This window comes from Chryseobacterium subflavum (genome assembly GCF_055762745.1).
On sequence record NZ_JBVTMR010000003.1, the window covers coordinates 377,437 to 396,123 of the forward strand.

General features: G+C 35.0%; 19 protein-coding genes. 7 read left to right on the plus strand and 12 right to left on the minus strand.

Annotated features, from left to right (window positions below; genetic code table 11):
• Together AC0INN_RS15240 and AC0INN_RS15245 are read left to right on the plus strand one after the other, a co-directional pair.
• Window positions 1–912, plus strand: coding sequence for an ABC transporter ATP-binding protein (locus tag AC0INN_RS15240; RefSeq protein ID WP_172279967.1), 912 nt, complete (start codon window positions 1–3; stop codon window positions 910–912).
• 4 nt (window positions 913–916) lie between these two features.
• Complete coding sequence (locus AC0INN_RS15245) at window positions 917–2,227, plus strand: ABC transporter permease (protein ID WP_306613927.1); 1,311 nt, start codon at window positions 917–919, stop codon at window positions 2,225–2,227.
• A gap of 68 nt (window positions 2,228–2,295) precedes the next feature.
• Here the strand turns inward: AC0INN_RS15245 and AC0INN_RS15250 are convergent, their stop codons facing one another.
• The 8 genes from AC0INN_RS15250 to AC0INN_RS15285 form a co-directional block, all read right to left on the minus strand.
• Window positions 2,296–2,964, minus strand: a complete 669-nt coding sequence (locus AC0INN_RS15250) for a porin family protein (protein WP_273649043.1) — start codon at window positions 2,962–2,964, stop codon at window positions 2,296–2,298.
• A gap of 18 nt (window positions 2,965–2,982) precedes the next feature.
• Window positions 2,983–3,855, minus strand: coding sequence for a succinate--CoA ligase subunit alpha (gene sucD / locus AC0INN_RS15255; RefSeq protein ID WP_273649044.1), 873 nt, complete (start codon window positions 3,853–3,855; stop codon window positions 2,983–2,985).
• A 91-nt stretch (window positions 3,856–3,946) separates the two neighbouring features.
• Window positions 3,947–4,849, minus strand: a complete 903-nt coding sequence (locus AC0INN_RS15260; RefSeq protein WP_273649046.1) for a UDP-3-O-(3-hydroxymyristoyl)glucosamine N-acyltransferase — start codon at window positions 4,847–4,849, stop codon at window positions 3,947–3,949.
• Between the two features lie 67 nt (window positions 4,850–4,916).
• Window positions 4,917–5,480, minus strand: coding sequence for an elongation factor P (gene efp, locus AC0INN_RS15265; RefSeq protein ID WP_172279977.1), 564 nt, complete (start codon window positions 5,478–5,480; stop codon window positions 4,917–4,919).
• 35 nt (window positions 5,481–5,515) lie between these two features.
• Window positions 5,516–6,304: an acyl-ACP--UDP-N-acetylglucosamine O-acyltransferase gene (gene lpxA / locus AC0INN_RS15270; protein ID WP_172279979.1), complete on the minus strand. Its 789-nt coding sequence runs from the start codon at window positions 6,302–6,304 to the stop codon at window positions 5,516–5,518.
• Window positions 6,305–7,702: a bifunctional UDP-3-O-[3-hydroxymyristoyl] N-acetylglucosamine deacetylase/3-hydroxyacyl-ACP dehydratase gene (locus AC0INN_RS15275; protein ID WP_172279981.1), complete on the minus strand. Its 1,398-nt coding sequence runs from the start codon at window positions 7,700–7,702 to the stop codon at window positions 6,305–6,307. It lies immediately after the preceding gene.
• The gene (gene lpxD, locus AC0INN_RS15280) at window positions 7,695–8,726 is read right to left on the minus strand and encodes a UDP-3-O-(3-hydroxymyristoyl)glucosamine N-acyltransferase (protein ID WP_172279983.1); all 1,032 of its coding nucleotides are present in this window, start codon (window positions 8,724–8,726) and stop codon (window positions 7,695–7,697) included. Before lpxD ends, AC0INN_RS15275 begins: the two co-directional genes overlap by 8 nt.
• Before the next feature lie 71 nt (window positions 8,727–8,797).
• Complete coding sequence (locus AC0INN_RS15285) at window positions 8,798–10,024, minus strand: HD domain-containing protein (protein WP_172279985.1); 1,227 nt, start codon at window positions 10,022–10,024, stop codon at window positions 8,798–8,800.
• Window positions 10,025–10,146: 122 nt separating this feature from the next.
• On the opposite strand from AC0INN_RS15285, the gene AC0INN_RS15290 reads away from it, so the two are divergent.
• From AC0INN_RS15290 to AC0INN_RS15310, 5 genes are all read left to right on the plus strand, one after another.
• Entirely contained in the window at window positions 10,147–11,460 is a 1,314-nt protein-coding gene (locus AC0INN_RS15290; RefSeq protein WP_273649050.1) for a S41 family peptidase, read from the plus strand.
• On the plus strand, window positions 11,387–11,791 hold the full coding sequence (locus AC0INN_RS15295) for a S41 family peptidase (RefSeq protein ID WP_273649052.1): 405 nt from the start codon (window positions 11,387–11,389) through the stop codon (window positions 11,789–11,791). The genes AC0INN_RS15290 and AC0INN_RS15295 overlap by 74 nt, the downstream gene beginning before the upstream one ends.
• Before the next feature lie 133 nt (window positions 11,792–11,924).
• Complete coding sequence (gene porX, locus AC0INN_RS15300) at window positions 11,925–13,469, plus strand: T9SS response regulator signal transducer PorX (RefSeq protein ID WP_273649054.1); 1,545 nt, start codon at window positions 11,925–11,927, stop codon at window positions 13,467–13,469.
• A gap of 118 nt (window positions 13,470–13,587) precedes the next feature.
• Window positions 13,588–13,968 (plus strand): MliC family protein, encoded by a 381-nt coding sequence (locus AC0INN_RS15305; protein ID WP_273649056.1) that lies wholly within the window; start codon window positions 13,588–13,590, stop codon window positions 13,966–13,968.
• Window positions 13,969–14,055: 87 nt separating this feature from the next.
• Entirely contained in the window at window positions 14,056–14,820 is a 765-nt protein-coding gene (locus AC0INN_RS15310) for an exodeoxyribonuclease III (protein ID WP_273649058.1), read from the plus strand.
• A 62-nt stretch (window positions 14,821–14,882) separates the two neighbouring features.
• Here the strand turns inward: AC0INN_RS15310 and AC0INN_RS15315 are convergent, their stop codons facing one another.
• The 4 genes from AC0INN_RS15315 to rimO form a co-directional block, all read right to left on the minus strand.
• Entirely contained in the window at window positions 14,883–15,254 is a 372-nt protein-coding gene (locus AC0INN_RS15315) for a septal ring lytic transglycosylase RlpA family protein (protein ID WP_172279995.1), read from the minus strand.
• Window positions 15,255–15,582: 328 nt separating this feature from the next.
• Window positions 15,583–16,296 (minus strand): hypothetical protein, encoded by a 714-nt coding sequence (locus AC0INN_RS15320; RefSeq protein WP_273649060.1) that lies wholly within the window; start codon window positions 16,294–16,296, stop codon window positions 15,583–15,585.
• Window positions 16,297–16,318: 22 nt separating this feature from the next.
• Window positions 16,319–16,960 carry a hypothetical protein gene (locus AC0INN_RS15325; RefSeq protein ID WP_306613935.1) on the minus strand — a complete coding sequence of 214 codons (642 nt, stop codon included), beginning with the start codon at window positions 16,958–16,960 and terminating at the stop codon, window positions 16,319–16,321.
• 408 nt (window positions 16,961–17,368) lie between these two features.
• Window positions 17,369–18,670, minus strand: a complete 1,302-nt coding sequence (gene rimO / locus AC0INN_RS15330; RefSeq protein WP_273649064.1) for a 30S ribosomal protein S12 methylthiotransferase RimO — start codon at window positions 18,668–18,670, stop codon at window positions 17,369–17,371.
• Window positions 18,671–18,687 lie beyond the last annotated feature (17 nt).

Genomic DNA, 18,687 nt, shown 5'->3' on the forward strand with positions numbered 1-18,687 from the left:
ATGCTAAAAGCTGAACATATTACTAAAACCTACAATGCCGGAAAAAAAACCGCATTGGATGATTTTAGCATACATGTCCCAAAAGGGAGCATCTATGGTCTTTTAGGCCCAAATGGAGCGGGAAAAACATCATTTATCCGTATCATCAATCAAATTACCCAGGCAGACTCCGGAACTATATTCATCAATGGAGAGAAGTTAAATCCCGATCACATCAAAAATATCGGTTACATGCCTGAAGAAAGAGGTTTGTATAAAAATATGAGTGTAGGAGATCAGATTCTTTACTTCGCAGAACTAAAAGGAATGAGCAAAAATGATGCTCTCAGTGAAGCAAAGAAATGGTTTGAAAAACTTAATATTGATCAGTGGTGGAAGAAAAAGCTTTCCGAGCTTTCGAAAGGGATGGCACAAAAAATCCAGTTTGTGGTTACGGTATTGCACAGACCACATTTACTTATTCTCGATGAGCCCTTTTCAGGTTTCGACCCCGTAAATGCAAATTTAATAAAAGATCAGATTATTGATCTTAAAAATAACGGAACCACCATCATTCTTTCAACCCACAGAATGGAAAGTGTAGAAGAGATGTGCGACTATGTAGCACTAATCGACAATTCAAAAAAAGTTTTGGATGGCAGAGTTTTCGACGTTAGGGAAAAATTCAAAAAGAACATCTTCGGTATTACCCTTTCGGCTGTAAATGATTCAAATTTTGAGACATTCAAACAGAAATATGAGGTGTTTAATTTCTCAAATGAAAATGATCTTGTTTCTTTTGATCTGAAAAACGAAAGTGATCAGAACAACATCCTTTTAGATTTGGTACATGTGGGAAAAGTCAGATCATTTGACGAAAGAATTCCGAGCATGAATGAAGTATTTATTAACGCTGTAGGCCATCATTCTTAATTTTATGAATAATATTTTTTTAATAACCAAAAGGGAATTCCTTACACAGGTCAAGAAGAAATCCTTCATTATATTAACTTTACTTGCTCCTCTTATGATCATTGCTTTTGGAGCAATTATTGGCCTGATGTTTAAAGCCAATGAATCACATAACGTCATTGAAGTAGTAGACCGAAGTGGCTTATTCAAGGATCAGCTACCATCAGATTCCAAACTCAATTATATTTTTGTTCCTGCTGCAGAAGAAAAATCGAAAATCAGTACATTAAAAGGAAATGAATCTTTGGATGGAATCCTTATTCTACCTGAACTGAATAATCATAATTTTGATGATCTTGAAAAAAACACAAGGCTTGTCATCAACAGCAAAATAGGTTTTGATACTAAGCAACGTATCGTTTCAGATATTTCAAATGTCATTAAAAAGGAAAAAATCAAAGAATTGGGTATTGCGGAAACCCAGCTCAATAATCTTGATAAAAGCTTCTCTTTAAAAACGATTAATGTTTCTGAAGATAATAAGGAGGATTCTGACCTTACTTTCGGGGTAAAATCCGGACTAAGTATGGTTTTGATGTACGTAACTTTCATGTTCATTATTATCTATGGAGTACGGGTAATGAGAAGTGTACTTGAGGAAAAGAATAACAGAGTGGTGGAAATCATTATTTCTTCCGTAAAGCCGTTTGAGCTTATGATGGGGAAAATTTTGGGAGTAACGATGGTAGCTTTAACTCAGTTTATTATCTGGATTACCATGTCCGTTATCGGAGCCCTGGTATTGAATACCGGCTTTTCATCTATTCAGAAAAACATTCCCGGAGGAAGCGAAGGAATGGCAAGTAAACTGGACGTAACACAAATCGCTACACAGGTTTCCCATAGTCTGCTTGAACTTAATTTCCCTTTGATTATTTTTGTATTTATTGTTTTCTTCCTTCTTGGATATATCTTTTACAGCTCTGTATACGCTGCCATTGGTTCTGCCGTGGACAATGAGACAGAAACACAGCAGTTTACCTTATTTGCTATATTGCCATTAACTTTGGGGATGTATGGCAGCTTTTCATTAATGAATAACCCTGACGGTCCGTTGGGATTCTGGCTATCCATGATTCCTTTCACGTCTCCTGTCGCTATGATTGCCAGGATTCCTTTTGGAGTTCCTGCATGGCAAATCGCACTGTCAATAACACTGTTAGTAGTGACAACATTTTTTATGATCTTTTTAGCCGGTAAAATCTATAGAGTCGGTATTTTAATGTATGGAAATAAAGCAACCCTTAAGGAGCTTTGGAAATGGATTAGAAATTAATTCTATATAGTCAAAAAAATAACCCCGGAAAATGGTTCCGGGGTTATTTTTTTATTTTAAGTGTTGTCTTAGTTGAATATGTAACTTAAGCTTACACTAAGAACTTGTTCAGACTTACTTTTGCTAGTTCCGCCAGGTTCTTTTCCCAGATCAGGATAGGTATTTGAAAATCCAAAATCGTATTTTAAAGCTAGTTCGAGTTGTCTCTTATAGCTATATCCTACTCCTACACCCAGTCCAAAATTAAAACTGTTTGCTTTGCCACTTACTCCCGGATTTTTTGGATCTGTTACATCCGGATCATAGTATGGTCTGCTTACAGGAACATTTTTAACATTTTGATTTAGCAAAAAATTAAATCGAGGGCCTATCATTCCAAAAAATTCAGATTCTGCCTCTGAAAAATATCCTTTGAAATAGATAGGTACACTTAGATAATTATTGGCATATACCGCATCATATCCGTCTCTTCCTTTAACATCTTTATCTTTTCCTGTTTCCCCTGCACCGTAGTACAAAACTTCAGGTTGGATATAGAATTGGTTTCCCTTTCCAACAGGAATCAAAGCTAAGGCTCCTGCCTGTACTGCGTATCGGGGACCGGAAGGGTTGTGCGCATTTTGCACCCGGGAATAGTTTCCTCCTGCCGTGATACCGAATCTTGTCCCGCTGAAATTAATCTGAGCAAAAGACAAGGTAGAGAAAGCCAGGGCAGAGGCTAATAAAAGTTTTTTCATATTGTTTTGTTTTATGGTTTATCCTAGCACTTTAGCTACAGTAACGCCAATGTCAGCAGGAGAATCTACAACGTTAATTCCATTTTCTCTCATGATTTCCATTTTAGCCTGAGCAGTATCTTCAGCTCCACCTACAATAGCACCAGCATGTCCCATTGTTCTTCCTTTAGGTGCCGTTTGTCCTGCAATAAAACCTACTACAGGTTTAGTAGAACCACTTGCTTTGTACCATCTTGCAGCTTCAGCTTCAAGTCCACCACCAATTTCACCAATCATCACTACTGCTTCTGTTTCAGGGTCATTGATAAACAACTCCAACGCTTCTCTTGTCGTAGTTCCAATAATTGGATCTCCACCAATACCGATAGCTGTTGAAATACCAAAACCAGCTCTTACAACCTGGTCAGCAGCTTCGTAAGTAAGAGTACCAGATTTAGAAACGATACCTACTTTACCTTTCTTGAAAACGAAACCTGGCATAATACCAATTTTAGCTTCTTCTGAAGTAATAATCCCAGGGCAGTTCGGACCGATCAATCTACAGTCTCTGTCTGCGATGTAAGATTTTACTTTTACCATATCCGCTACAGGAATTCCTTCAGTAATACATACGATAACTTTAATTCCAGCTTCAGCAGCTTCCATAATAGCATCAGCAGCAAATGCAGGTGGTACGAAAATAATACTTACGTTAGCTCCAGCTTTTTGAACAGCATCAGCAACCGTATTAAATACAGGCTTTCCTAAGTGTTCGCTTCCTCCCTTTCCCGGAGTAACCCCACCTACTACGTTGGTTCCGTATTCAATCATCTGACCAGCATGGAAAGTACCTTCGTTTCCTGTAAATCCTTGTACAATTACTTTAGAATCTTTGTTTACTAAAATTGACATTTTATTGTTGTTTTTAATTTATTTACTATTTTATTAATGCTCACAAATTTACTTAAATTTCTTTGATTTTAGACTAATCCAAAAGAATTGTTTATTTGAGATTTCTCAGCTTTACCTCTTTCTTCAAATACTCACGAAATTCTTCTGCAATCATTCCAAAATAGGTTCCTTTAGTCAGGTCTCTGTTCACTCCCACCTTGGCCAGAAGGATGGTTCCTTTCTCCAGTCTGATTCCTGATGCAACTCCAACCTGCCCCCACATGGTGACCTCATCTTCAACAATACAACATCCTGCTATTCCTACCTGAGAAGCAATCAAACATCTTTTACCAATTATGGTATCATGACCTATCTGAATCAGATTGTCTAATACAGAACCTTCTCCTATTATGGTAGAATCCGTAACACCTCTGTCTATAGTACAATTATTACCAATTTCAACGTTGTTTTCAATAATAACATTTCCTACTGAAACAAGACGATCAAAATTACCATTCAGCTTTCTGTAATAAAATGCATCACCTCCCAATACCGTTCCGGATTGAATAATAACATTATCACCGATCACGGTCCTGTCACCAATCACAACATTGGGGAATATGTGGGTATTCTTCCCTATCTTCACATTATTGCCAATCACTGCAGAAGGATGAATTCTGGTTCCTTCTCCAATTTCAACATCATGTAATTCTTCTGTAAAATTGTATATTCTTGTAAAATGAGTATTGATAAAATTAAAATCCCTGAACGGATCTTCAGAAACAAGAAGAGCTTTTCCTTCCGGGCACTCTACCTCTTTATCGATAAGAATGACCGTTGCTGCCGAATTCAGTGCTTTGTCATAATATTTCGGGTGGTTAACAAATACAATATCCCCGGGGGTTACCCTATGGATCTCATTGGTTCCCAACACTTCAAAATCTTCGGAGCCAATAAATCTTGCCCCAATTAAATCAGCTATTGTTTTAAGCTTTTGTGGAGAATGGAATCTCATACATTAATCTTATTATAAAATAAAATTCGGACTGCAGGTGCAGACCGAATTTATGTAGATTATATTGTTATTTTACTCTTTCTAAATAAGTACCGTCTTCAGTATTTACTTTGATTTTGTCTCCCGGCTCAATAAACAGTGGAACCATTACTCTTGCTCCTGTTTCAACGATTGCATTCTTAAGAGCATTCGTAGCAGTATTCCCTTTTACTCCCGGATCTGCTTCAATTACATCTAAAAATACAGATTGTGGAAGTTCAGCGGAAAGAGGAGTTTCATCAGCTTCTTTCAGGATGATTGTAACTTCTTCACCAGCCTTCATAAACTGAGCGTTTTCAATCATTTCCTTATTGATATACAACTGGGAAAAGTCGTCATTGTTCATGAAGTGGAATCCATTCTCATCATCATAAAGATACTGGAATTTTCTTGTAATTACTTTTACTTCATCTATTTTATGTCCCGCTGAAAAAGTATTATCAATTACTTTTCCATTAGTTACAGATTTTAATTTGGTTCTAACAAAAGCAGGTCCTTTTCCTGGTTTTACGTGAAGAAATTCAATTACCTTGAAAATATCATTGCTATATTCAATGCAAAGTCCCTTTCTGATATCGTTACTTGTTGCCATTAATTTTTTATATTATCTTTTTATTTTAAAATGAGTTACTCTTTTCCAGTACCATAACCTTTTACGATACCTCTTGGAGAGTTTTGTATAAACTGAAGGATTTCATCTCTTTCAGCCGTTGGTAGCATTTCTTTTTCAATATGACTAATTGCCTGAGACACATTCATCTTCATCTGGAAAATAGCTCTGTAGATCTTTTGGATCTCAAAAATTTTCTCATTTGTGAATCCTCTTCTTCTTAAACCTACTGAATTAATCCCTGCATAAGACATCGGTTCTCTCGCAACTTTTACGTAAGGAGGAATATCTTTTCTTACCAATGTACCCCCAGAGATCATTACATGTTTTCCTATTTTCCCAAACTGATGAACAGCACTTAGTCCTCCCATTACCGTATAGTCACCTATTTCTACGTGACCGGCAATACCGCAACCGTTTACTATGATAACATGATCTCCAATTACACAATCGTGTGCAATATGAGAAGTAGCCATAATCAGACAGTTTTTACCTATTTTGGTATAGCCTAGCGCTTTAGTACCCCTGTTTACGGTAACACACTCTCTGATTGTAGTCTCGTCACCGATAATTACCTGAGTATCTTCACCATCAAACTTTAAATCCTGCGGAATCGCAGAAATTACAGTTCCCGGAAAAATCCTGCAATTCTTCCCTATTCTAGCTCCATCCATAATGGTAACATTGGGACCTATCCAGCTTCCTTCTCCAATTTCCACGTCCCCTGCAATAGTAGTAAAAGGTTCTACGATTACGTTCTTGCTGATTTTTGCACGTTTATCTACGGCAGCTAATTGATGAACCATTTAGTCAACTTTATTTTTTGCAACTTGAGCCATTAATTCGGCTTCTACAGCCACTGTATCTCCTACATATCCGTATCCCTGCATATGAACGATACCTCTTCTAATCGGCTCTATCAATTCAATTTTGAAAATCATCGTATCTCCCGGAACTACTTTTCTTTTGAATTTTACTTTATCCATTTTGATGAAATAAGTAGAATAGTTTTCAGGATCCGGAACACTTGCAAGAACCAAAATTCCTCCGGTTTGAGCTAAAGCTTCTACTTGCAAAACCCCCGGCATTACAGGTTCTTTTGGAAAATGCCCAACAAAGAATGGTTCATTCATTGTAACGTTTTTCAAACCTACTACGTGAGAATCCGAAAGCTCCAGAACCTTATCGATCAATAAGAACGGAGGTCTGTGAGGCATCAGTTTCATGATTCCGTTAATATCAAAAACCGGTTCTTTTGTAAGATCAAAATCAGGCACATTTTTCTTTTTTTGCAGTTTCCACTGACGATTCAGTTTTTTTGCAAATTGAGTATTCACGAAATGTCCTGGTTTATTTGCGATAACTTTACCTTTTATTTTAACACCAGCTAAAGCCAGATCACCAATTACATCAAGTAACTTATGTCTTGCTGCCTCATTAGGATAATTTAAAGTAAGGTTATCAAGAATACCATTTGGTCTGATAGAAACATTGTCTTTACCAAATGCTTTTTTAAGTTTTTCTGTGGTATCCGGAGTTAAATCCTTATCAACGTAAACAATTGCATTAGAAATATCACCTCCTTTAATAAGACCATGATCTAAAAGCATTTCCAGTTCATGTAAGAAGCTGAATGTTCTTGCTGATGAAATTTCCTCTTTAAACTCAGAGATATTTTTAAGTGTAGCATTTTGGGTACCTAATACTTTAGTTCCAAAATCTACCATCGTTGTAATTTCGTAGTTATCTGATGGAATAATGGTAATCTCAGAACCCGTTGCAGGGTCTGTATAGCTAAGAACTTCTTTTACCACAAGGTATTCTCGGGCAATGGCCTGCTCAACTACCCCTACACTTTCGATAGCTTCAACAAAAAACTTTGAAGATCCATCCATAATAGGAGGTTCTGAAGCATCCATCTCCAATATAGCGTTATCGACATCGCAGCCTACTAAAGCTGCAAGAAGATGCTCGCATGTGTTAATTTTAACGCCTAGCTTTTCTAAGGTTGTCCCTCTTTCTGTTGCTACAACATAGTTAACATCTGCTTCAACCTGAGGGTGCCCCTCTAAATCGGTTCTTACAAAAACAAAACCTGTATTTTCTTTAGCAGGTTTAATGGTAAGTTTTACTTCTTTACCAGTATGAAGGCCAATTCCAGAAAGAGTTACCTCTTGCTGAAGTGTTTTTTGCATATCACTCATTAGTATTATCTTTTGAGGTATTCTCAAGATTATTTATTCTTCCTACGATTTCAGTAAAATTCCTGAAATGAACATAATTTCTCAAATAGTCATTATAACTGATTGCAGGTGAACCATATAAAGTTTCTTTATCACCTACACTGGAGTTCACTCCACTCTGAGCCTGAATTTTCACCTGATTGCCGATCTTAATATGACCAACTACACCTACCTGTCCTCCAATCTGATTCCAGTCTCCGATCGTTGTAGAGCCTGCAATTCCGGCCTGGGCTGCAATTACATTATTCTGACCAATCTTAACGTTATGCGCAATCTGAATCAGGTTATCTATTTTTGTTCCTTTTCCAATAATGGTAGATCCAATGGTAGCCCTGTCTATACTACAGTTTGAACCAATTTCCACATCATCTTCAATAATAACGTTCCCAAGTTGTGGAATTTTTTTAAATCCTTCTGCTGTTGGCTGAAAACCAAATCCATCTCCCCCTACTACCGTATTGGAATGGATAACACAATTATCCCCAATAACACAATAATCATAGATCCTTGCTCCGCTATCTATTTTGCAGTTCTTTCCAATTTTAACACCTTTTCCGATGTATACTTGTGGATAGATTTGTGTCCCCTCTCCGATTTTAGCTTTTTCTGAAACATAGGTAAATGCTCCAATATATACTTTATCTGCTATTACAGCGGTATCGTGAATAGATGCTCCGTCTTCGATTCCTTCTTTTTTTCCCTGCATTTCCTGATACAGATTCATAAGAACCTGAAAGGACAGATATGCATCTTTTACGGCAATAATAGTAGGAGTATAACTATCTTTTACAAGAAGTTTTTCTGAAGCAATAATTACTGAACACTTGGAAGTATCCAAATAATGAGAAAACCGGTCCTGAGCTATAAAAGAAAGATGTCCCGATTCTCCATTTTCAATTGGTGAAACGCCATTAATAAGTGCATTTTCGTCACCTATTATTTTCCCGTCAATAAAACTTGCAATTTGCGAAGCTGTAAATTCCATATTCTGCAAAGATAAGAAATTCTATAATTCGTAAACATTTTTTAGTTTCGGATGGATAATTTTAATATTCTTTAAGAATTTATTTTGGAAAAATCTCTTGGAAATGTTAAAATATATCGTGTCGTCTTATTAACGATCAATCCCGATAAAAGCTGGTCTTCAGACTCATCGAGTCTTATTTTCTCACCATTTTTCTGTAACAAATAGATGGGTTGCATTTTGGTATTGTATGGCAAAAGTTTTCTCTTAATTTCGTGAACTAATTCTTCCCCATTATCAATTCCAAAAAACTCGTTCGTATTTTTTATTTTTTCCTCAACAAATTCTTTATCAAATGGATGTGATGAAATAATGGTTTTAGGAAGATCTCTTTTAATCACACTTTTGCACCAGTAAGACAATATAAAGTCATCGGAATTCTGCCATAGCTTCATCGCCTGGATTACGTCATTATCATCAAGCTGGGTAAACCTTTCAATATCTTCATTGGTTGCGGCACTTTTTCCTCTATATAAAAAGTATTTCAGATTTTCAGTGGCAGGCAAATCGATTCCCTGGGAAACCAGATATTTGGCCCTTTCCAGAATTTTCACCAAAATAAATTCTGCTAATGCTGATGTTTTGTGATAATAAACCTGCCAATACATAAACATTCTGGCAGTCAAAAAGTTTTCAATAGAATAAATTCCTTTTGCATCAATCACCAATTCTCCCTCTTCACAAACATTCATCATAGAAATGATCCTTTGTGTATTGATGTTTCCTTCAGATACTCCCGTGAAAAAGCTATCTCTTTTTAAATAATCCAGACGGTCAACATCCAACTGAGATGAAATCAGCTGATTAAAAAACTTCCTGTGATATTTACCCTGAAACATTTCAATTGCTACCGTAAGCTGACCCTCAAACTTTTCATTAAGCCTGTTCATTAATAATAATGAAAGGTTTTCATGATGCCAGTCATCCATCAGCATGCTTTCCAATGCGTGAGAAAATGGCCCATGTCCTATATCATGCATCAAAATAGCTAACATAGCTCCTTTTTCTTCTTCATCAGATATTTTTACGCCCTTTTGCTTTAAAGTTTCAAGAGCAGTAAACATAAGATGCATCGCTCCAATAGCATGATGAAATCTGGTGTGGGTTGCTCCCGGAAAAATAAGATTAAGAAGTCCTGTCTGTGAAATTCTCCTCAACCTCTGAAAATAAGGATGCTCAATAACATCAAATAAGATTTCATGTGGGATTTTAATAAATCCATGAACAGGATCGTTGATAATTTTTAGCTTATTCTGCATTTGAAAAACTGAAGTATTAAGCTAACAAAGTTAGGGAAATTTAATCTTAGGTTTTGCTTTCAAGAATAACCCACCATAATGCAGAGATCTTTATCTTTGAAATTATAATTGACGAATAATTTATGAGGGCGTTTTCAATTGTTGTACTACTGTTTATCAGTATAAATATCTTTTCCGCTCAAACCATTTCTGAAGTTCAAAAACTGGAATCTCTATGTAAAATATGGGGTTTCTTAAAATACTATCACCCTCATGTTGCTGACGGCACATTCAATTGGGATCAGCAATTGCTCCAAAAGATAGATGAGCTAGACGGCATTCAAGATAAAAGCCAACTGAATATCTTGTATACTCAATGGCTTGATAGCCTTGGTGCTGTTGAAAAGTGCAATTCCTGTAAACTGACCAACACCAAGGTCTATTTTCGTAAAAATTTTAATCTGGACTGGATAAATGACAACAATATATTTATTGAAAGTATCACCAACAGGTTACAATTTATTGAAGAAAACAGATATGTAGGTACCCCTTATTATTTTGGGAAAGGGGGCCGAAAAATATTTTTCCGCAATGATGATTCAACGGGTTCCAAATTCATTTCTAAAAAGATTGCACTCCTGGAGCTTTTCAGATATTGGAATTTTGTGGAATATTTCTTTCCTTATAAATATGAAACAAATCAGAACTGGGATGATGTATTAACAGAAATGATTCCTAAATTCCTGGTGATAGACAACGATGTCAATTATCATTTAACATTGGCAGAGTTGGTAACAAAGACTGATGATTCTCATGCTTTTTTATTTTCACCACTCATTAGTATCAACCAATATGGACGAAGGAGAATCCCTGTTGAATACTCTTACGCAGAAGGGAAACTTATTGTCACTAAAATCAATTCTAATCAATATAATGAGGAATCTGTCTTAAAGCCGGGAGATATTATTTATGATATTGACGGTAAAACGATCTCTCAAATGGTTAACAGCTTTTCAAAATATATTCCGGCCTCAAATACCTGGGGGAAAATTAAAAAAGTAAAAAATCTTTTTCTATTATCCAATTCAGACAGTGTCGAAGTCAAAGTAGAAAGAGAAGGACAAAATATTGCACTTAAAGCAAAAACGTATCTATTAAAGGATATCGTATATGAAAAGAAAATTGCTTCCCGGAAATGGCAATTTTATGATGAGGAAAAAAAGATTGGAATTGTCAATATGGGAATTATTGAAAGAGAAGATCTGGATGAAATGTACCAAAATTTAAAAACTACCGAATCTATTATTTTTGATCTTAGAAATTATCCCAAACAAACAATAAGACCTTTAAGTCTATTAATTCTACCGAAAACAAGTTTATATTATGAATTTACTTTTCCGGAAACGACCTATCCGGGATTATTTTATATCAGAAAAAACAGCATCGGGAAGAAATAATGATCAATACTATAAAGGAAATGTAGTAGTTTTGGTAGATGAAAACACCCAAAGCCAAGCTGAAACAACAACCATGATGTTCAAACAGCATCCTAAAGCAAAAATCATCGGAAGTCATACTTCCGGAGCCAACGGAGATGTTATCCGGTTTAAAATTGCAGGCCTGGAAACCAGCTTTAGCGGCCTTGGTGCTTATTATCCTGATCAAAGGGAAACACAGAGAATCGGAATTATTCCTGACATCATTGTCAGACCAACTTTAAAAGGAATAAAAGCAGGAAAGGATGAGGTTTTGGAAAGAGCCCTGGAGTATTTAAAAACCGGCCGCTAGATGTAATCCTCAAGATAAGTAGTAGAGGGAGTTCCATTTAACTATAATTTAACTTTTTATCTGTTCATTTTGACAGATTTTATAATGAGTTGGTCGCACTTTTGATACTATAACCATGTAAAAAATATATATTATGTCCGAAAAAATATTATGGATAGATGATGAAATAGATTTACTCAAACCTCATATCGTATTTTTAGAAAAAAAAGGCTACCAGGTAACTCCTGTTAATAATGTGAATGAAGCACTGGAGCTTATCGATTCTGAGAAATTTGCATTGACACTGATCGATGAAAATATGCCCGGGATTTCAGGTTTGGAAGCAATTCCTATGATCAAAGAAAAAGACAATTCCTTAAAGATAGTAATGGTTACTAAAAGTGAGGAAGAGCATATTATGGAGGAAGCAATAGGTTCACAGATTGCCGACTATATACTGAAGCCCGTTAATCCGAATCAGATTCTTTTATCATTGAAAAAAAATCTTCAGGAAGATAATCTGGTTGAACAAAAAACCATTTTGCAATACCAGCAGGAATTCAGAAATCTTTCTATGGAACTTTCTTATTTAAAATCTTATCAGGAATGGGCGGAATATTATAAGAAAATTCTAAACTGGGAAATTAAATTTGATAAGGTAACTGATAACGAATTTGCAGATCTTCTACAATCTCAGAAAGAAGAAGCCAACATTCAGTTTGCAAAGTTTATTGAAAATAATTACGAAGAGTGGTTAAGCGGAAGCGATAAACCATCTATGAGCCATACCCTTTTCAAAGATAAAGTAAAACCTGAGGTAGAAAAAAATAAGGTTCTTCTTCTTATGATAGACAATCTAAGATATGATCAATGGAAAGTAGTTGAGCCTCTATTTACAAAGTATTATAATAAAGTGTCTGAAGATTATTATTACAGTATTCTTCCAACAGCTACTCAGTATGCAAGAAATTCATTCTTTGCAGGCTTATTACCATCTGAAATAGAAAAACGTTTCCCAGATAAATGGTTTAACGATAATGAAGACGGAAATAAAAACGAATTTGAACGTGATTTTCTTGAGGATCAGATGAAAAGAATTGGCCTCGGTTCCAAATCAATGAAATACTTAAAAGTATTGAATGCAGATTTCGAGAGAAAGATCTATGATGATTTTAATCAACACAAGAATAATGATTTATTAGTGATTGTTTATAATTTCATTGATATACTATCTCACGCCAAAACAGATAATCATATTGTAGACCAATTGATCCGGGATGATAAAACTTTTAGATCTTTAACTTATAACTGGTTTGAAAATTCATCCATCTTAAAGATCATTAAACTTGCTGCTGAAAATGGTTATAAATTGGTGATTACTACTGATCATGGAACGGTATATGTGAAAAAGCCAAGCAAAGTAGTAGGTGACAGAGAAACTTCCACTAATATCCGTTATAAAACAGGTAAAAGTTTAACTTATGATGACCGGGATGTATGGGCTATTACCAATCCTGAGAAATTATTTTTACCCAAAGGAAACCTGAGCTCTAAGTATATCTTTGCAAAAAACAATATCTTCCTGGCTTATCCAAAGAATTACAACCACTTTGTCAACTATTATAAAGAAACATATCAACACGGAGGAATATCATTAGAAGAATGTATTATTCCCATTAGTATATTAGAACCCAAGTAGTTTTTTCATAGTTTATTAATTTTGGGTTCAGGGCGGAAAAAATCAATTGATTTTTTCCGCCTTTTTTAAGGCATCTATTTTGTATACTAATACATACACAATAATTAAATACACTATTATGAAAAGAAGCATTTTTGCTACAGCTGCTATAGCAGCTTTGTTTTTAACCTCATGTAATAAGGAGAAAACTCCTGCAGATACTGCAACAACTGCAACCGTAGATACAATATCTTCAAAACCATCTGATTCAGCTGCTATTTCAGCCGGTAAGGATGAAATTGTAAAAAGTACCTCAACAGACAGTAGTGGAAAAACACTGGAAATGACGTTCAATAACACCAAAAACACAGCAACAGTAGCATTCAACAAAGAAACGATTGAATTACAGGGTCAAAAGCCCGCATCTGGAATATGGTATAAAAATGATCACTATGAATTGAGAGGAAAAGGAGAAGAAATTGAACTTACAAAAGATGGAAAAGTAGTTTTTAAAAAATAAAATCTATTATAATAAGATAAAAAGTCGGTTTTGAAATTCAGGGCCGGCTTTTTAATTTCCCTACATTTGAAAAAATTTATTTTTTGTATGAAATTAATCACTTATAATGTTAACGGAATCAGGGCAGCTTTTACAAAAGATTTTTTGGGTTGGCTAAAGACTGCTGATCCGGATATCATTTGTATTCAAGAAAGTAAGGCAGGAAATGACCAGATAGACATCGACAGTCTTCAAAAACTTGGTTATCATAGTTACTGGCATTCTGCTATAAGAAAAGGATATAGCGGCGTAGGAATAGCTTCTAAAATTCAGCCCAATCATGTAGAATATGGTTGCGGAATTGAAAGCTATGATAATGAAGGAAGGATTATCAGAGCAGATTTTGATGATTATTCCGTAATTTCGGTATATGTCCCCTCTGCATCTAATATTGAAAGATTAGACTTTAAGATGCAGTTTTGTCATGATTTTCTGAATTATATTAAAATCCTTAAAAAAGAAATTCCTAACCTCATTATTTCGGGTGATTTTAATATTTGCCACCAGGCTATTGATATTCACGATCCTGTGCGCTTAAAAAATGTTTCCGGCTTTTTACCTATGGAACGTGAATGGATGACCAATTTCATCGAAGAATGTGAACTGATAGACAGTTTCAGGTTTTTTAATAATGAGCCTGATAATTACACATGGTGGAGCTACAGGCAAAATTCAAGAGCAAATAATAAAGGCTGGAGATTGGATTATAACTTTACCTCTTATGCTTTAAAGGATAAGCTGTCAAGAGCTGTTATTTTAAAAGAAGCCGTTCATTCAGATCATTGCCCCGCATTGCTGGAATTAGACATATAAAAACGTTCAAATAAAAAAGCCAACTGAATCAGTTGGCTTTTAAAATTTAATAAATCATAAATTTAATCGACAATTTCATATTCTACCGGAATAGTACCAAGATTGGTATTTCCGATTTCATCGAACGCGGCTCTGGAAATATCCAAAGCTCTTGATGAATGGAAAGGTCCTCTATCATTTATCCTCACTGTAACCTCTTTTCCATTGCTTAAATTGGTAACTCTAATTTTAGTCCCAAAAGGAAGCGTTCTGTTTGCAGCGGTGAATTTTGAATTATCAAAAATTTCTCCGTTTGCAGTTTTTCTACCATTAAACTTATCGTGATAGAACGATGCATAACTTGTTTTTTTCGCATCTGTGGCATTGTTCTTGAAAGAATAAATACCAAAGGCTGAAATCATCATTATGATTACGAGAATGAATCTTTTCATCATTTTGAATTTTATTGGTTTTGACTTGGCAAATGTATCATGAATCTGCTTAAGACCATAGCCGATATGTTAAAAACTGTTAACAAAAACCCAATTCAAAGTTAACAACGTCTGTAACCCTTTACAAATAGGGGTTTTAGAACCCACTGTTAAAAAGTGTTAAAAATACCCTCAAAAAGTTAACATAATTAACTAATTGCGATACACATCATCCATAGATAATATATAATTGACTGATATACAATGTAATAAAAAAAATAAATCATTCTTTATATAATACAAAAAGACCAATGAAATATTTCATTGGTCTTTTTAAAGAAGATAAATACTCTTATTTTAAATATTCTAATACATAATCATAGGTTCCTGCCGGATAAACTACAGACATACCTTGAGATCCGGTAACCGCATTTCCTTCTGCAGTTCCTAATGTATAGGAATACAAATCTCGCGAATAAACTGTTCCTGAACCTGACTTGTAGATTGTAATACCATACATTGATTTCATCCCATCTGGTGAAGGGATATTTACCGCACTAGATGTTCCTGTAGCTGCAAACGTTCCTTTTACAGCATATATCTGCGAATTGTTTATTAGAGTATGTGTGGCTGTTTCAGAATTTGTTATATTAGTTTTACTTGAGCTTCCACCTATTGCAACCCATCGGCCATTAGAAATATTTCCAGGATTTCCCGGGTTTGAAAAATAATAAAACCCCGGAGAAATTTCCGTAACAATACCTTGACCTGCAAGAGTCTTTCCACTTGCTGTATTATATACTACCATACCATCAAATTCAGAAACAATAGTTTCATCCTCCATAGCAGCCGTATTAAATTTAAAATTCGTTAGATCCGTACGGGGAAATCCAAGCCCTCTACCATAATTTTTATTTGCTAATCCTTCAAAATTACTGGCATCCATAAAATAATTTGTATCTCCTAATGCCGGTGTAATAATTCCATTACTCAAAAGCTGGGCATTACCATTAACGCTAAAAAGCAATAAAAAAAAACCTGTTATGTCCAATAAAATCTTTTTCATTTCGTCTTTGTGTTTTTAATAATTAATTTCTACCTGAGAATAAATACCATGTTGTTCCATTACTATAAATTCTAACTGCTGCTTGCGCTGTAAAAGAGGCCAAACCTTTTGGCGTTCCCACTCCATCTGTTCCGTTAAATTGTACAGTACCTCCGGTATTATTTCTTATGTATATTGTTCTCCCATTGTATGAAGAGGGTGCTGGTAATGTTAATTGAGTTCCTGATGTAAATTCCCAGAAATCAAAATCAGAGTTTGACCAATCATAAGAAGTAGAAGCAGCTTGTGCCAGATTTAGTCTAAAAGTAGTAGGAGCTACTGTAGTCCCCCCTAAAGCAGTCCATTTTGAGGTGGGATCATCATAATAATAGAAACCAGTACCGTTAATGTTTTCTGTTTTACTACCCGGAGTGCCAGTACCTGATGTAACAAAAACGAGAGCTCCATTTTGAGCAGATTGATATGCCTCATCTTTATCTGCCAATTGTGCAACTGTCATTCTTGGAACTAAAACGGCATCTGCCATATTCCTATCCCTAACATTTGCTACTACGTCAAGAGTAGCTGCCGGCGAAATTGTATTAATACCAACTCCTTTTTGTTGCGCTTTTGAAAGCATAACAAATGAAACCAGCATTACTGCTGTCAATAATTTTTTTTTCATACGTGTTTTTTGAATTTTTAATTATTTTTCGTGATAATTATTATACAAGATTCATAGTTTGTACAGATCCCAACCTATGCTATATTAATCACAAAAACAAAAATAAAATTACTCTTAATCCAATATTTTTTGTGATTTAATGTTGCAGATCTAGTATTAATTATTACTTCTGCAAAGTTAGAGTTAAATTATTAAAAATTCAAATCCACCCTGTCTTACTCTAATTTTAAGGAATGAAAAAGGAACACAACAAGCTGGTAATCAAAACAATGTAAAAAATAAATCAAAACAAACAAAAAACAGAATTGTTAATAAATAAATCAATATTATTTTTTATAAAAAAAAAATAATGTAAAGTTTAAAGACTCTACATTATTTTTATGAAAATATTTTTTTTATCTATTTTTTTTAAATCAGCTCCCCATATAAATCAAATTCTTCTGCAGAGGTTATTTTTACCATAGCGAATTCTCCAATTGAAATATAGGTATTATCAGCAGGAACTAATACAGTGTTATCTACATCAGGAGAATCATATTCAGTTCTTCCTACAAAATAATTTCCTTCTTTTCTATCAAAAATACATTTGTAAACTTCCCCGATTCTTTCTTGATTTTTTTCCCATGAAATCTGAGATTGGAGCTCCATGATTTCCTCAACCCTTCCTTCTTTAATTTCCTGAGGTATATCATCATCCAAAACATGTGCTGATGTATTTTCTTCGTGAGAATAGGTAAAGCAACCCAATCTATCAAATCTTTGCTCTCTTACCCAATCTTTTAATTCCTGGAATCTTTCCTGCGTTTCTCCCGGATATCCAACGATCAATGTAGTCCTGATTGCCATGTCAGGTACTTTTTCTCTGAACTTTGCCAATAAAGCATCTGTCTTTTCATGAGTAGTCCCCCTTTTCATTGATTTTAAAAGATCAGAATTTATATGCTGAAGAGGAATATCAATATAATTACAAATCTTAGGTTCTTCTCTGATGATATCTAAGACATCTTCCGGAAAACCACTAGGAAAAGCATAATGAAGTCTTATCCACTCGATTCCGTCCACTTTCACAAGCTCTTTTAAAAGATCTCCAAGTGCCCGTCTTTTATAAATATCTAATCCATAGTATGTAAGGTCTTGAGCAATAAGGATCAATTCTTTGGTTCCAACTTTAGCTAGTTTTTCAGCTTCACGCACTAGTTTTTCAATTGGTGTAGAAACATGTCCGCCTCTCATTAGGGGAATCGCACAAAAAGAGCACGGCCTGTCACAGCCCTCAGATATTTTAAGATATGCATAATGTTTTGGCGTTGTAGTTAATCTTTCACCTACCAGCTCATGCTTATAATCTGCACCTAAATGTTTTAACAAGATCGGAAGATCTCTGGTTCCAAAATACTGATCCACATCAGGGATTTCCTTAACCAAATCCGGTTTGTATCTTTCGGAAAGACATCCGGTAACGAAAACTTTCTCCACCTCTCCCCTGTTCTTCGCATCAACATAATCAAGAATAGTATTGATAGATTCTTCTTTTGCATTGTCTATGAAACCACAGGTATTGATGACCACAATATCTCCCTTGTCTTCATGTACAACTTCTTTACCATTCGCCTTAAGCTGACTCATCAATACTTCCGAATCATATACATTTTTAGAGCAACCAAGGGTTACGATATTAATTTTCTTTTTACCTACAGATTTTGTGCGCATCTTTTTGATTTGAGTGT

Coding starts and splice junctions, on each gene's coding strand:
- AC0INN_RS15325 (WP_306613935.1), bottom strand. CDS start 16,960: ATGAAAAAAAAATTATTGACAGCAGTAATGCTGGTTTCATTTGTTATG.
- AC0INN_RS15250 (WP_273649043.1), bottom strand. CDS start 2,964: ATGAAAAAACTTTTATTAGCCTCTGCCCTGGCTTTCTCTACCTTGTCT.
- AC0INN_RS15290 (WP_273649050.1), top strand. CDS start 10,147: ATGAGGGCGTTTTCAATTGTTGTACTACTGTTTATCAGTATAAATATC.
- AC0INN_RS15320 (WP_273649060.1), bottom strand. CDS start 16,296: ATGAAAAAGATTTTATTGGACATAACAGGTTTTTTTTTATTGCTTTTT.
- AC0INN_RS15315 (WP_172279995.1), bottom strand. CDS start 15,254: ATGATGAAAAGATTCATTCTCGTAATCATAATGATGATTTCAGCCTTT.
- AC0INN_RS15260 (WP_273649046.1), bottom strand. CDS start 4,849: ATGAGATTCCATTCTCCACAAAAGCTTAAAACAATAGCTGATTTAATT.
- AC0INN_RS15285 (WP_172279985.1), bottom strand. CDS start 10,024: ATGCAGAATAAGCTAAAAATTATCAACGATCCTGTTCATGGATTTATT.
- AC0INN_RS15245 (WP_306613927.1), top strand. CDS start 917: ATGAATAATATTTTTTTAATAACCAAAAGGGAATTCCTTACACAGGTC.
- AC0INN_RS15295 (WP_273649052.1), top strand. CDS start 11,387: ATGAATTTACTTTTCCGGAAACGACCTATCCGGGATTATTTTATATCA.
- AC0INN_RS15305 (WP_273649056.1), top strand. CDS start 13,588: ATGAAAAGAAGCATTTTTGCTACAGCTGCTATAGCAGCTTTGTTTTTA.
- lpxA (WP_172279979.1), bottom strand. CDS start 6,304: ATGGTTCATCAATTAGCTGCCGTAGATAAACGTGCAAAAATCAGCAAG.
- porX (WP_273649054.1), top strand. CDS start 11,925: ATGTCCGAAAAAATATTATGGATAGATGATGAAATAGATTTACTCAAA.
- AC0INN_RS15240 (WP_172279967.1), top strand. CDS start 1: ATGCTAAAAGCTGAACATATTACTAAAACCTACAATGCCGGAAAAAAA.
- rimO (WP_273649064.1), bottom strand. CDS start 18,670: ATGCGCACAAAATCTGTAGGTAAAAAGAAAATTAATATCGTAACCCTT.
- lpxD (WP_172279983.1), bottom strand. CDS start 8,726: ATGGAATTTACAGCTTCGCAAATTGCAAGTTTTATTGACGGGAAAATA.
- AC0INN_RS15310 (WP_273649058.1), top strand. CDS start 14,056: ATGAAATTAATCACTTATAATGTTAACGGAATCAGGGCAGCTTTTACA.
- sucD (WP_273649044.1), bottom strand. CDS start 3,855: ATGTCAATTTTAGTAAACAAAGATTCTAAAGTAATTGTACAAGGATTT.
- AC0INN_RS15275 (WP_172279981.1), bottom strand. CDS start 7,702: ATGAGTGATATGCAAAAAACACTTCAGCAAGAGGTAACTCTTTCTGGA.
- efp (WP_172279977.1), bottom strand. CDS start 5,480: ATGGCAACAAGTAACGATATCAGAAAGGGACTTTGCATTGAATATAGC.